Source organism: Micromonospora sp. NPDC049645, assembly GCF_040675155.1.
Classification (GTDB): domain Bacteria; phylum Actinomycetota; class Actinomycetes; order Mycobacteriales; family Micromonosporaceae; genus Micromonospora.
The window spans coordinates 24,175-37,193 of the sequence record NZ_JBFAOI010000010.1 but is presented as its reverse complement, the minus strand read 5'-3'; the positions used below and the strand labels follow the sequence as shown (position 1 = coordinate 37,193).

Genomic DNA, 13,019 nt, shown 5'->3' with positions numbered 1-13,019 from the left:
CGAGCCGCCACCGACCTGCGTCGCTGGAGGTTGGACGCAGTCGTTCGACAGCTGACGGACCCGTCAACTCAACGTGTGGGTCACGTCGTCGACGTCGAAGGCCGTGACGCCGTTGCCGGCCGTCTCGCTGGCCAAGAAGCTGATCGTGGCGGTGCGCTCGGTCGTCGCCGTCCCCGTCGACATGGCGTACTGCCGCCACTGCGACCCACCGTCGAAGGCCAGCGAGAACCTCGTCTTCGGGGGGATCCCGGTGACCGCCAGCCCGACGTTCAGGTAGTCGCCACGGCTGGTCTCGCTGGTGGTCGTCCGGACCCAGAAGCGGACCGTCAGGTCGCAGTTGGCGGGCACGGTGACGGTGGTGCGCAGCAGGTCGCTACGCGTCACGTCCAGCCCGGCGAAGGTGGCGTACGCACGGCCGGTGTGTGCGGGCCGGGTCGTGTCGCCCAACACGACGATGCGGGGGCCGGCGGTCCAGCCGGTGGTGCCGCGCTCGAACCCGGGGTTGGGGTGGATCTGCCCGGAGCAGGGTGCGTCGGCGGCCGGCCGGGCGTGGGACGCGCTGCCCGTGGCCAGGAGTAGCAGGGCGGCTGCCGAGGCGGCGGTGACGAGGGCCTTCATCAGTTCTCCCCGTGTCGATACATTCGGATCAGTCGATTGATTCGACCTTCCGTGATGGGCCTCGGCACGTCAAGCCCTTCCCAGCGTCGGCATCGCACGGCCGGCCGACGCTGGTCGCCGACGAAGCGGCGCGGGCCGGTCCGAACCGGGGACGGGCCCGCGCGACGACGGTGGTCGGTGGGTGCCCGCGCTAGCGGCGGCGGCGGGAGTCGGCCTCGGCGTCGAGCAGGTCGTTGAGCGTCAACGCAGAGTTGATCAACGACAGGTGGCTGAACGCCTGGGGGTAGTTGCCGATCTGCTCCCCGGTCGCCGCGATCTCCTCGGCGTAGAGGCCGAGATGGTTGCTGAAGGTGAACATCTTCTCGAACGTGAGTCGGGCGTCGTCGAGGCGGCCGGAACGGGCCAGCGCCTCGACGTACCAGAAGGTGCACATGTTGAAGGTGCCCTCGTGGCCGGGGAGGCCGTCGGGGGAGTGGACCGGGTCGTACCGGTGGACGAGGCTGTCGGAGACCAGTTCACGTTCGATGGCGGCCAGGGTCGACTGCCACAGGGGGTCGCTCGGCGTGACGAAACCGACCGACGGCATGGCGAGCAACGCCGCGTCCAGCACACTCTCGTCGTACGCCTGCACGAAACTGCCGCGGACCTGGCTGTATCCGCGGGCCATGACCTGGTCGTAGATGCGGTTGCGCTGCTCCGTCCAGCAGGACAGGTCACCGGGGCGGCCGGTGCGGGTGGCCAGCCGGATCGCGCGGTCCAGCGCGACCCAGGACATCACCCGGCCGAAGGTGTAGTTACGGGGGTGGTGGCGGCTCTCCCAGATGCCGGCGTCGGCCCGGTCCCAGTGGTGGCAGAGCCAGTCGACCAGCCGGACGGTGCTCTTCCACACCTGGTGCGAAACACGGATGCCCTGCTCGTCGGCGAGGTGCATGGCGTACAGCGCCTCGCCGTGGATGTCGAGCTGGAGCTGGTCGGCGGCGCCGTTGCCGATCCGCACCGGCCGCGAGCCCCGGTAGCCCTCCAGGTGGTCGAGGACCTCCTCGTGCAGGTCGGAGGAGCCGTCCACCCGGTACATGATCTTCAGTGGGTCCTGGAGGTCGCCGGCCTCGCGGATCCGCTCGTCCAGCCAGTCCATGTACCGGCTGACCTCCTCGGTGAAACCGAGGCCGAGCAGGGCGTGCACCGAGAACGAGGTGTCCCGTACCCAGGTGTAGCGGTAGTCCCAGTTCCGGGTTCCGCCCACCAGTTCGGGCAGCGCCGCGGTGGGCGCGGCGATCATCGCACCGGTCGGCGCGTACGTCATGAGTTTCAGGGTGATCGCGGAGCGTTCGACCATCTCCCGCCAGCGGCCGGTGTAGCGCGAGCGTTCGACCCACCGCCGCCAGTAGTCGCGGGTCCACTCGAACATGCCCTGGATCTCTTCCGGGGCGATGATGCGCGGCTCGGTGCCGTTCGTCTCCAGGACCACCCCGCCGGTGTCGCCCTCGTTCAGGGTGCCGTACGCCACCAGGTCGCCGCCCTCGAGACGGATGTCGCCACGTTCTGAGATCAACTTCCGGACCGGGTCCACCGGGTTGAACGTCAGCGTCGCCGACCGGCCGCGGAAGACGTAGCCGTTGCGGTGGGGCTCCAGCCGATGCTCCTCGCGGGCGTAGTCGAACCGCGGCCGGCACTCCACCCGGAAGCGCATGCTGCCCCGGACCATGGTGACGATGCGGACCAGGCGGTGCGCGTCGGTGGCCCGTTCGCCGGTGACCGGCATGAAGTCCATCACCTCGGCCACACCGTCGGCGCTGATGAACCGGGTGATCAGGATGGGTGTGCCGGGAAGGTAGAGCTGTTTGGTCACGTACCGCACATCGTGCGGCGCGATGCGGAAGTAACCGCCCTTCTCCTTGTCCAGCAGCGCGGCGAAGATGCTCGGCGAGTCGAACCGCGGCGCGCAGAACCAGTCGACCGTCCCGTCGCACGTCACCAGCGCGGCGGTCTGCAGGTCGCCGATGAGTCCGTGGTCCTCGATCGCCGGATAGGTGTCCACGTCTCTCCCCGGTTCGGCTGCGTCCTGCGCATCGAACTCGAACCTAGGGGGAGAAGTGTCGATTTGGGGGAGATTCACGTTCCGCCACACTGTCGCGTGCCGCACGGTTCGAAGCCCCGGGTGGGGCCTGCCCTACCGGCGATCTTCCCGCTCACTGGCTGTCACCTGGACAGGTCGCTTCGTACGGTCACAGGAGGCATCGAACACGACTCCTGTCCGTTCCGGAGGTTGTCACGTGAAAAATCCTTCCATCGAAAACCCGCCAGTCGAGAATCAGGCACCGCCCGGGACGCTCGCCCGGATCGCCGACGTCGACGCGTTACGCGCCGTGGCACTGCTGCTCATCCTGGTCGTCAACATCGCCTTCTTCGCCTCCGGCTACCCGTTCCACCTGGTTGTGGATCCCGCGCACGACTCGTGGGGCGACCAGGCGGTTCGGTGGCTGGTCGAACTGCTCTTCACGATGAAGGCGTACCTGCTGTTTGCCTTCCTGTTCGGCTACAGCTTCACGCTCCAGATAGATTCCGCCGCGCGGCGCGGCGTCGACTTCGTCCCACGGTTCCGGCGACGGCTGGCCGGGCTCTTCGTGCTCGGCATCCTGCACGCGGTGTTGCTGTTCCAGGGAGACATCCTGACCACGTACGCATCGCTCGGTCTGATCCTGCTCGCCATGCGGAGAGTCGCTGTCGGGACCGCGCTGCGCGTCGCCGTACTGCTGACCGGCGGGATCGGCTTCGTCCTCGCGCTCGCCGCCACGGGCGGCACCCAGCTGGTCGCCGATCCGGCGACCGCACTCGCGGCGGCGCAGCGGTCCACCGAGGCACTACAGGGCGGGATCGGCTCGCTGATCGCCGAGCACGTACGGCAACTGCCGGCGATGTTCGGCACGCTTCTCGTGCAGGGGCCGCTCGCCCTCTCGGCCTTCCTCTTCGGCTACGCGGCCGGGCGGCGGCGGCTGCTCACCGACGTCGCCGCGAACCGGCTGCTGCTGCGCCGGGTGCAACAGCTGGGCTACCCGATCGGCCTGGCCGGTGCGGTGATCTTCGCATCGGGCGGCGGCACCGCCAACCTGACCGGGCTGACGGCGGGCGTGCTCACCGCGCCGCTGCTCGCGGCCGCGTACGCCGCCACCCTGCTCCAGTTCTTCCAGACCGACCAGGGGCGGCGAGCCGTGGCCGTACTCGCGCCGGCCGGCCGGATGTCCCTGTCGAACTACCTGGGTCAGTCACTGCTCTGCGTGCTGGTCTTCACCGGCGTCGGGCTGGGCCTCGCCGGTGCCGTCGCACCTCCGGTCGTCGTACTCATCGCCGTCGCGATCTATGGTGTGCAGCTCGCCGCCAGCGCCGTGTGGATGGCCCGGTTCCGGTACGGGCCGGTGGAGTGGCTGTTGCGGGCCTGGACCGAGCAGCGGTGGCCACGACTGCGGGCCGCGGACCCGACCTGACCGGTTCCGCCGCGGCGACACCTCGACAGGCCACCGCACCAACCCCGGCGTGGCTTCAGCAAACTTCTCCGATCTTGCACCCATCCGTCCGTCGGTCAGGCGCGAATGCCCCATGACAACAGCATTCGAGTACGGACATCTGAGGAGTTCGAATGAAGCGACGCCTGTTCGCCACGGTCGGCGTGGTCGCCGTGCTGGCCCTGTCCGCCTGCGGCGGCTCCGACACCGACGACACCGCCAGCGGCGCGAGCGCCGCGCCGAGCATGTCGGCCAGCCCACCGATGGTCTCGGCGTCACCGTCGATGATGACCGGACAGTTCGGCTCGGGGTGTGCGGCGGTGCCGACCGATCCGGCCAACCCGGGCAGTTTCGAGGCGATGGCGAAGGTGCCGGTGGCCACCGCCGCGTCCGGTAACCCGCTGCTGTCGACCCTGGTGACGGCCGTGCAGAAGGCCGACCTGGTGGACTCGCTCAACGGCGCGCAGGGTGTGACGGTGTTCGCGCCGACCAACGACGCGTTCGCCAAGATCCCGAAGGCCGACCTGGACAAGGTCCTGGCCGACGACGCCATGTTGAAGAAGATCCTGACCTACCACGTGGTGAAGACGCAGTTGTCCCCGGACACCCTGGCCGGCACCCACGAGACGCTGCAGGGCGGCGACGTCACGGTGACCGGCAGTGGCACGTCGTTCACCGTCGACGGCGCCTCGATGGTGGTGTGCGGCAACGTGTCGACGGCCAACGCCACCGTGTACATCGTCGACAGCGTTCTGATGCCCAAGAGCTGATGGTGTCGACCGCCACCGATCCCCGGCCGGCGACCCGCCGGCCGGGGCGATCCCGGAGTAGCATCGCCGCGCGCTGCCTGGTCGTCGGAGTGCTGACCGCCGGGGTCGCCCTCGGCGTGGCGCATCTCGTCGCGGCCCTGGTCAATCCGGCCGCCGACCCCGTGCTGGCAGTCGGCAGCGTCGCCGTCGACCTGGCGCCGCAACCGGTCAAGGCATTCGCCATCCGCGCGTTCGGCACCAATGACAAGATCGCCCTCCTCGCCGGCGTCTACACCCTCCTGGCCCTGACCGCCGTGCTGCTCGGCGCGGCGGCGTTGCGGCGGCGTCGCTACGGCGCGGCCGGCCTCGCCGCGTTCGCCGCGCTCGGCGTCGCCGCCGTCCTGTCCCGCCCGGTCGCGACGCCGGTGGACACCCTGCCGGTACTGGCGGGCGTCGGCATCGGGATGGCCGCGATGCTGGTGTTGACGCACGCCGCCCGGACGGTCCCGGTCAGCGCGTCGAGCCGGCCGCGACTGCTCAACCGCCGTCAGTTCCTGACCACGGCAGCAGGAACGGCGCTCACCGCCGGCGCCGCGGCCGCCATCGGTCAGGCCGCCGGACGCCGCAGCGCCGTGGGCGCCCGGTCCCGCGCCGCCGTTCGTCTTCCACCGCCCGCGCGTCCCGCGCTCCCACTACCCGCCGGTGTGTCCGCCGGAGTGGACGGGGTCCCGGCGTTCCTCACCCCCAACCGCGACTTCTACCGGGTCGACACCGCCCTCGCCGTCCCGCAGGTCGACCTGGACACCTGGCGGCTGACCCTGGACGGGACGGTCGACCGGCCCCGCACCTGGACCTTCGAGGATCTCCTCGCCCGTGGTCTCGTGGAGCGCGACATCACCCTCAACTGCGTCTCCAACGAGGTTGGCGGCCCCTACATCGGCACCGCCCGCTGGACCGGGATTCCCCTGGCCCCGCTGCTACGCGAGGCGGGCATCCGCGCCGGGCAGAACCAGCTCGTGAGCCGTTCGGTGGAGGGCATGACCATCGGCACCCCACTCGGGGCGATCCTCGACGGCCGCGACGCGCTCCTGGCCGTGGCCATGAACGGTGAACCCCTGCCGCTGGAACACGGCTTCCCCGTCCGCATGCTCGTCCCCGGCCTCTACGGCTACGTGGGCGCCTGCAAGTGGCTCACCTCCATGACGGTGACCACCTTCGACGCCTTCGACCCCTACTGGGTACGACGCGGGTGGGCCGCCGACGCACCCGTCAAGACCGCATCCCGGATCGACACCCCGAAACCCTTCGCCCGACGCCGCGCCGGACCCGTCATGATCGCCGGCGTCGCCTGGGCACAACGCCGCGGGATCACCGCTGTCGAGGTGCAGATCGACGACGAACCGTGGCAGCGGGCCCGCCTCGCCGACGGCCCGTCACCGGATCTGTGGCGGCAGTGGGTCTACCGCTGGGATGCGACCGTCGGCACCCACACCCTGCGCGTCCGGGCTACCGACGGCACCAACGCCACCCAGACCGGCCAACGGGCCACCCCCTTCCCCGACGGCGCGACCGGCTGGCACAGCACCACCGTCACGATCACCTGATCCGGAGCTTGCGCCTTCGACGGGAGCCTGACGCGACGAACGCGTCAGCGGCTCGCCACCCGGGTCCGCGAAGATTCCGGTCCGGCACCAATCCGGCGGACGCCCCGCCACGAATCCCTCTCGACAGCACCCGATTGCCGACGCCGTTCCGGCGGAGACGGAGATTTGTTGTGAGAATGTCCCGAGCCCTGCTCGCCCTGCCCGCGGCCGCGTTGTTCCTCGCCTTCCCGGGCGTCGCCCACGCGGACGAGAGCGTGCAGGTCCAGTTGCAGGATCTCAACGAGACCGGCGCCAGTGGGACCGCGACGCTGACCGCGACGAGCGGCGGTGACCTGAAGGTCATGATCCGGTCGAGAGGCATGACGCCGAACTCGCCGCACGCCCAGCACGTGCACGGCGCGGCCAACGGCATGGACTTCCACTGCCCCGACAAGTCCGCCGACACCAACGGCAACGGCTACGTCAGCACCGAAGAGGGCCTGCCGATGTACGGCGACATCTTCATCTCCCTGACCACCACCGGGGACACCACCAAGGCAAGCGGCCTGGCGGTGGACCGGATGCCGAAGGCCGACGCCCGGGGCAACCTCAGCTACGAGCGCACCATCCCCGCCTCGGACCTGCCCAAGGGCACGATCGAGCACCTGAAGGACCTGCACCTCGTGCAGCACGGCATCGACGCCAACAAGAACGGTAAGTACGACATGGAAGCTCTCGGGGAGTCGACGTTCGCCAAGTCGATCGGCGTCAACGGCATCCCCGCCGAGGCCACCGACCCCGCGACGTGCGGCATGGTCAGCGGTGCGGCCGCCGGGTCCGTACCCGCCGGGGGAGTCGCCACCGGCGACGGCAGCACCTCCGGTGGATCGCCGACGATGATCTACACCATGGGTGGCCTCGCGCTGCTCGGTGCCGCCGGCGCGGTCGTCGCGCGACGCCGGTTCGCCGGCGAACGCTGAGCCGGAGGCGATCGTGATGGACACCGGTGACCCACAAGTGCCGGCCGGCCGCCGCCCGGGGCGCTACGCGCTCCTGGCGGCGGCCGGCATCCTCACCGTCACGGCGGTCCTGACGATCGGTGTGGCGGTCGCCAACCGGGGCGGCAACCCGACCCGACCCGACGCGTCCGCTGCCGCACCAGCCGCGAACGCGCCGCCCGTCCCGGTGACCCGGCCGGGTGAGTTGACCTCGGGACCGCTGATGGCCAACTCGCCGCCGACGCGGGTGTCGATCCCGTCGTTGAGGGCCAGCGCCGCGATCGTCGCCCTCGGCCTGCGGGCGGACGGCGCGATGCAGGTGCCCGACAGCGCCGCCGACGTGGGCTGGTTCACCAGGGCACCGACGCCCGGGGCGCTCGGCCCGGCCGTGCTGGCCGGCCACGTCGACTGGAAGGGGCACCGGGGAACATTCTTCGACCTGGGCAAGCTGACCGTCGGCGCCGGGATCACCGTCGAGCGTCAGGACGGCGGCACCGCGATGTTCACCGTCACCAAGGTCGAGCAGTATCCCAAGGACCGATTCCCCACCGACGAGGTGTACGGGGCGACCGACCACGCGGCGTTGCGCCTGATCACCTGCGGCGGCGAGTTCGACGACACCACGCGGCACTACCGCGACAATGTCATCGTCTACGCCCGCCTCGCTCACGCTCATCCCGCCTGAAACGCCGAGTACGCGTCGGCGACGCACCCGAACGTCGCCAGCACAGGAGAGGACATGTCGAGAATGAGCGGTGAGCCCGAACAGGGGCGCCGGCTGCGTGCAGTGCCCCCCGACACCGCGACCCCGCCGACCGCCGACGAGCTGTTGCCGCGGGTGGCGCGGGGTGACGAGGCGGCGTTCGCGACGCTGTACGACGCCGTGGCGGGCAGGGTCCTCGGGCTGGCCCGCCGGGTGGTGCGAGACCCGGCGCAGGCGGAGGAGGTGACGCAGGAGGTGATGGTCGAGGTGTGGCGCACCGCCGGACGCTTCGACGCCGCTCGCGGCTCGGCCTCCGCGTGGATCCTCACCATGGCCCACCGCCGGGCGGTGGATCGGGTGCGCTCCGAGCAGGCCCACACCAAACGCGCCTCGCGGGTCGCCGCGAGCGAGGCGCACGTTCCCTATGACGAGGTGGTCGAGGACGTGACCGCTCGACTGGAGCGCGAGCAGGTCCGCCGGTGCCTGGGCCGGTTGACGCCGGTCCAGCGGGAGGCGGTGACCCTGGCCTACTACGGCGGCCACACCTACCGCGAGGTCGCCGAGAAGTTGCAGACGCCGCTGCCGACGGTGAAGACCCGGATGCGTGACGGGCTGATCCGGATGCGCGACTGCCTGGGCATCGAGATGGAGGGACGGGCATGAACGCCGATGTTCACACCCTCGCGGGTGCGTACGTCCTCGACGCGGTCGACGACCTCGAGCGGACGGCGTTCGAGCGGCACCTGGCCGAGTGCGAGTCGTGTCGTGTCGAGGTGGCCGAGTTGGGGGAGACCGTCGCCCGACTTGCCGACGACACCGTCGTCGAGGCCACACCGCCGGGGTTGCGGGAGCGGACCCTCGCCCAGGCGGCCCGGACCCCGCAGCTGCGCGTCAGCGCCGCGGGTGCCAGCGACACACGGCGAACGGGCAGGTGGCGTCAGCTCACCGTGGCCGCCGCCGCTGTCGTCCTCGTGGCCGGTGGGGCGAGTGCGGTCACCTGGAGCGTCAGCAACGATCGGATCAGCAACGAACAGGCCAGCAGCGACCAGGCCCGGCAGCTCGCCGCCGTACTCGACGCCCCGGACGCCCGGGTGTTCGAGCGGCCGTTACAGCCCGGCGGCGCCGCGACCGTGGTGGTGTCCCGCGACCGCGACCGCGGGGTGGTGCTGTTGCGCGACCTGCCCGATGCCGGCCCCGGTCGGATCTACCAGCTGTGGCTCATCCGGGGCGCCGAGCCGGCCCGCTCGGTGGGCCGTCTCCCCGAAGGGGCCAGGGCGACGACCACGGTCATCGGCCCGGTGGCGCGGGCGGGCACGTTCGGGGTGTCCAACGAGCCGGTAGGCGGCTCCGTCGCCCCCACGCGAATCCTGGGTACGGTCGAGCTGAGCTGAGCCCGGGTGGGCCTCCCCTCAAACGACCCATCCGGGCGGCGTTCCGCGCCGAGTCACCCAGGAACCGAGGCCGGCCAACGGCTGCCCTCGCCAGCTCCCGCCTGGACTGACGCGGAGGTGGACGGCCAGGCGCTTCGCCGTCGGCAGGGGTGACCGCAGGGGTGTCGGGTCGGCAAGGGCGGCAAAACTCCCCGGCCGGGGCCGGGTCAGGGGCAGGATGAGATGAATTCGCCCGATGACGGTGAGCGGGGGCCGGCCGTGAACGACGGTTTGATGACCAGGCGAAGCGCGCACAACGTCGCAGAGACGGTCTCGGCGCTGCGCGCTGAGGCCGAACGCCTGGGCGCTGCGGTGGCGGCGGTGGTGGACCACGCAGCGGCCGCTCGCAAGCCGGGCTGAGTATGCCCGACACCCAGGTGATCATCTTTGGGAACCCGCAGGCGGGCACCCCGCTGATGCAGGCCCGACCCGAGATCGCCATCGACCTGCCCATGCGACTCATGGTGCGGGACGACGGCCAGCCCGGCTCGTTGGTCACCTGGCAGGACCCCGCGTATCTCGCCCAGCGCTACGGACTGGGCGAGGACCAGCTCGCGCCTCTGCACGCCCCAGCCACGATCGCCGCCGCGGTCGAGGGCCGCTGAGCGTGGCCGGCGAGGACCGTCGGCGGCGCGGGGTCCGCGGCTGGCGTCAGTCGCGCAGGTACGCGGTCAGGCGCTCGGCGAGCTGCCGGGGGTGGCTGAGGGCCACGGCGTGACCTCCGGCGATCTCGTCCGGAGCGGCGCCGAGCCGGTCGACGGCGACCCGGCGTTGGAAGTCCGCCGGGAAGAACTGGTCCTCGCGGGCGATGAGCGCCTTCGTCGGCACGTCCGGCCAGGCAGCCATGGGCCACGGCTCCTGCCACTCCGCGCTGACCTGGTTGCGACTGTGTGCCGCCGCCTGGGCGACGATCGCGGCCGGCACGCCGTTGAAGAACTGCTGCTCCTCGCTGAGCCCCTCGACGCCGCGGTAGCCGGTGTTGGCCCACCAGTCACCGGGTTTCTCACCGGGCCTCGGGACCATCGGTGTGAGCAGGATGATCAGTCGCACCGGCAGCCGGTCGGCGATCAGCGGCGCGGTGAACGCGCCGTACGACTGCCCGACCACGACAAGGTCGCGCCGCTCACCGATCGCGTCGACGACCGTCTCGCGGAACTCGGCGAACCCTGCCGAGCTGTCCTCGATCGGCAACTCCGGCACCACCACGTCGTGGCCGCGGCTGGTCAACTCAGGGGCCAGGAGGTGCCAGTCCCATGCGCTGCCTCCACCGCCGTGGATCAGAACGAACGTCGCCATGCCCAGAGCCTCGCAGTGGGGTACGACAACCGCCGTCGCGGGGTCGCGGTGTCGGCAGCCGCGGGTGCTACTCGGGCACGCGGTCCTGGTGCGGGCCGAGTTGGCTGATCTCGTACCCGTCGGGGTAGCTCCTGGTCCTGATCCCATCGGCGAACAGCGCCGTCGTCCGTGGCGCGCCGAACCACCGCTGCAGCCGCGAACGTGTCTTCAACGCCAGGTGCAACCCCACCCGGATCGGCCAGGCCGGCGTGTCGACCCGCGTCGCGCGCCGTAGCGGGGCGTCGTACATGGCGCTGACCAGTGCGTTTCCGAGTGGCGCGAGCATCCGGGGGATCCGGCTGAGCATCAGGCTGCGGGTCGCTCGTTCGATGGCCGCCGCGTCGTCGTTGGGTTGCAGCTCAGCTGCGTCGTGCGCGTCGAACCACGTCTCGAACTCCTGGTACGACCCGGGGATGTCCGTGATACCCATCCGCCGGCCGAGTTCCCGGTAGAACAGGTAGGTGGCCTGACGCTCATGGCAACAGGGTGGGCGCCAGCCGTACTCCTGCAACCACCGCGTTGGAATCACCACCAGGCAGCCGAGGACGTAGCGGAAGTCGTCGTTGCTGATGTCGTACCGGCGGTGGATCTGGTTGACGCGTCGCAGCGCGTCGCGGCCACGAGGCTGCTCGAAGCCGTTGAGCACCATCTCGTACATCAGCAGGCCGGTGTCGTCGATCCGCTTCTGGGTGCGCTCGGTCAGCTCGCCGGTGGCGGTGTGCACCGTGGCGATGGCGGGGATCGAGAAGGACCGGTTGAAGGCGAGGTTGAGCCCGAGCTTCATGTCCCACGGAAACTCGTGGCGCAGCATGGTCTGGTAGATGTCCAGGTAGTCGCGCTCGGGGTCGAGAGCACGGGTACGGGTGAGGTTCTCGTAGCGGCCTCTCATCGGCGGGCGTCTCCAGTGGTGAGTTCTCGGGTCGCGGCGATCGTCTGCGCCACCACCGGCGAGTGGGCGTAGACGTCGGTGACGAGCGTCAGCCAGGCGACCTCCCCGGCGTAGCCGCCGTCCGGGCGGTGCAACTCGTCGGCTGGCTGCGGGGCGGTGGCCACCAGGGCGGCAGCGCGGCGACGCAGCGCGCAGGCCAGTTGGGCGGCCTCGACGGCCGCCTGCCGCTGCTCGGCGGTCAGCCCGGCCCGGTCGGCGAACTGCTCGGCCAGCGTCGTCACACTGATGTCCATGTACGGGCGGAGCGCCAGCCGGCCATCGCGGATCTCGGCCACCCGGCGGGTCAACGCGTAGTCGGTGTCGCGCACGGCCGCCAGGCGTCGGCGCAGGGCGGGGTCGAGTTCCAGCTCGGGAAGGGCCGTGATGAGGTCGCGCCACAGCGGTTCGAGTCGTCGGTAGGAGTGGTAGTCCTCCCACCGTCGCGTGATCTTGAGGGTGGGCCCCCACGCGGGCATGGTGAGGCCGATCGTGATGAGCAACGCGCCGATGGTCACCAGGACCGCCGCGATCTGGCGCTCACCGGCCGGTTGGTAGCCAGCCCAGTAGGCGACGAGATACCCGATCTTGTTGGTGCTGTAGAGCAGTGCGACGGCGGCACCGACCGCGGTGATGCGCAGGCCACGGCGTAGCCAGGGGCGCCCGCAGATCTTCGCGAAGCTCCAGCACAGCCGGGTGATGTCGAGGCAGTAGGCGAAGAAGCCGAGCAACAGGAAGATCAGCAGGTAGGCGGTCACCACGGGATCGGTCGCGTACTCGACCGTGAGGAGCACGGGCTGGTCGTACGTGAGGGTGTGGGCGAACAGGCCGACCATGACGAGGAACGCGGCCCCGGTGACCCAGATCCACTTGCGGGCGCGGGCGGTGGCCGTCGCCGGCGGAAGCGCGAAGTGCAGGAGCATGATCTCGGCGTTCACCGAGATGGTCAGCGCGCCGGCGTGGGCCATGACCTTGGCCAGGTTGGGTAGCCCTGACGCCTGGTCGATCGTGGTCGCGACGGGCGGGATGGCGACCGTGATCCCGGCCGCGAACGCGGCGAGCCCGACGCAGATCGCGCGGCGGGCGTGGCTGGGGTGCCGGCGCTGGAGTCGCACCATGTACCCGAGGGCGATCCAGCCGGCGGCGGCGCACACGGCGTAGAGGATGGTGTCCATCTC

General features: G+C 70.8%; 13 protein-coding genes and 1 pseudogene. 9 read left to right on the top strand and 5 right to left on the bottom strand.

Annotated features, from left to right (window positions below; genetic code table 11):
- Positions 1-63 precede the first annotated feature (63 nt).
- Both AB0J33_RS22015 and AB0J33_RS22010 read right to left on the bottom strand, forming a co-directional pair.
- Positions 64-618: a hypothetical protein gene (locus AB0J33_RS22015; RefSeq protein ID WP_363615880.1), complete on the bottom strand. Its 555-nt coding sequence runs from the start codon at positions 616-618 to the stop codon at positions 64-66.
- Positions 619-808: 190 nt separating this feature from the next.
- Positions 809-2,656, bottom strand: a complete 1,848-nt coding sequence (locus AB0J33_RS22010) for a glycoside hydrolase family 15 protein (RefSeq protein ID WP_363615879.1) — start codon at positions 2,654-2,656, stop codon at positions 809-811.
- Positions 2,657-2,891: 235 nt separating this feature from the next.
- Between AB0J33_RS22010 and AB0J33_RS22005 the strand changes: the two genes are divergently transcribed.
- The 9 genes from AB0J33_RS22005 to AB0J33_RS21965 all read left to right on the top strand — a co-directional run bounded on the left by AB0J33_RS22005 (position 2,892) and on the right by AB0J33_RS21965 (position 10,186).
- Positions 2,892-4,100, top strand: coding sequence for a DUF418 domain-containing protein (locus AB0J33_RS22005; RefSeq protein WP_363615878.1), 1,209 nt, complete (start codon positions 2,892-2,894; stop codon positions 4,098-4,100).
- A gap of 152 nt (positions 4,101-4,252) precedes the next feature.
- Positions 4,253-4,888, top strand: a complete 636-nt coding sequence (locus AB0J33_RS22000) for a fasciclin domain-containing protein (protein ID WP_363615877.1) — start codon at positions 4,253-4,255, stop codon at positions 4,886-4,888.
- 77 nt (positions 4,889-4,965) lie between these two features.
- A complete protein-coding gene (locus AB0J33_RS21995; protein ID WP_363616030.1) occupies positions 4,966-6,471 on the top strand; it encodes a molybdopterin-dependent oxidoreductase in 1,506 nt (501 codons plus the stop codon).
- Between the two features lie 170 nt (positions 6,472-6,641).
- Positions 6,642-7,430 carry a hypothetical protein gene (locus tag AB0J33_RS21990; RefSeq protein ID WP_363615876.1) on the top strand — a complete coding sequence of 263 codons (789 nt, stop codon included), beginning with the start codon at positions 6,642-6,644 and terminating at the stop codon, positions 7,428-7,430.
- Positions 7,431-7,446: 16 nt separating this feature from the next.
- Positions 7,447-8,133, top strand: a complete 687-nt coding sequence (locus AB0J33_RS21985) for a class F sortase (RefSeq protein WP_363615875.1) — start codon at positions 7,447-7,449, stop codon at positions 8,131-8,133.
- 54 nt (positions 8,134-8,187) lie between these two features.
- Entirely contained in the window at positions 8,188-8,814 is a 627-nt protein-coding gene (locus tag AB0J33_RS21980; protein WP_363615874.1) for a sigma-70 family RNA polymerase sigma factor, read from the top strand.
- The gene (locus AB0J33_RS21975; protein ID WP_363615873.1) at positions 8,811-9,542 is read left to right on the top strand and encodes an anti-sigma factor; all 732 of its coding nucleotides are present in this window, start codon (positions 8,811-8,813) and stop codon (positions 9,540-9,542) included. Before AB0J33_RS21980 ends, AB0J33_RS21975 begins: the two co-directional genes overlap by 4 nt.
- 273 nt (positions 9,543-9,815) lie before the next feature.
- Positions 9,816-9,941, top strand: coding sequence for a hypothetical protein (locus AB0J33_RS21970; RefSeq protein ID WP_363615872.1), 126 nt, complete (start codon positions 9,816-9,818; stop codon positions 9,939-9,941).
- A gap of 17 nt (positions 9,942-9,958) precedes the next feature.
- On the top strand, positions 9,959-10,186 hold the full coding sequence (locus AB0J33_RS21965) for a DUF302 domain-containing protein (protein WP_363615871.1): 228 nt from the start codon (positions 9,959-9,961) through the stop codon (positions 10,184-10,186).
- A gap of 46 nt (positions 10,187-10,232) precedes the next feature.
- On the opposite strand, the gene AB0J33_RS21960 is transcribed toward AB0J33_RS21965, so the two are convergent.
- From AB0J33_RS21960 to AB0J33_RS21950, 3 genes and pseudogenes are all read right to left on the bottom strand, one after another.
- On the bottom strand, positions 10,233-10,877 hold the full coding sequence (locus AB0J33_RS21960) for an alpha/beta hydrolase (protein ID WP_363615870.1): 645 nt from the start codon (positions 10,875-10,877) through the stop codon (positions 10,233-10,235).
- 67 nt (positions 10,878-10,944) lie between these two features.
- Positions 10,945-11,805 carry an oxygenase MpaB family protein gene (locus AB0J33_RS21955; RefSeq protein WP_363615869.1) on the bottom strand — a complete coding sequence of 287 codons (861 nt, stop codon included), beginning with the start codon at positions 11,803-11,805 and terminating at the stop codon, positions 10,945-10,947.
- A gap of 17 nt (positions 11,806-11,822) precedes the next feature.
- Positions 11,823-13,016 (bottom strand): annotated as a pseudogene (locus AB0J33_RS21950) (MAB_1171c family putative transporter); the annotation flags it as partial.
- Between the last annotated feature and the right edge of the window lie 3 nt (positions 13,017-13,019).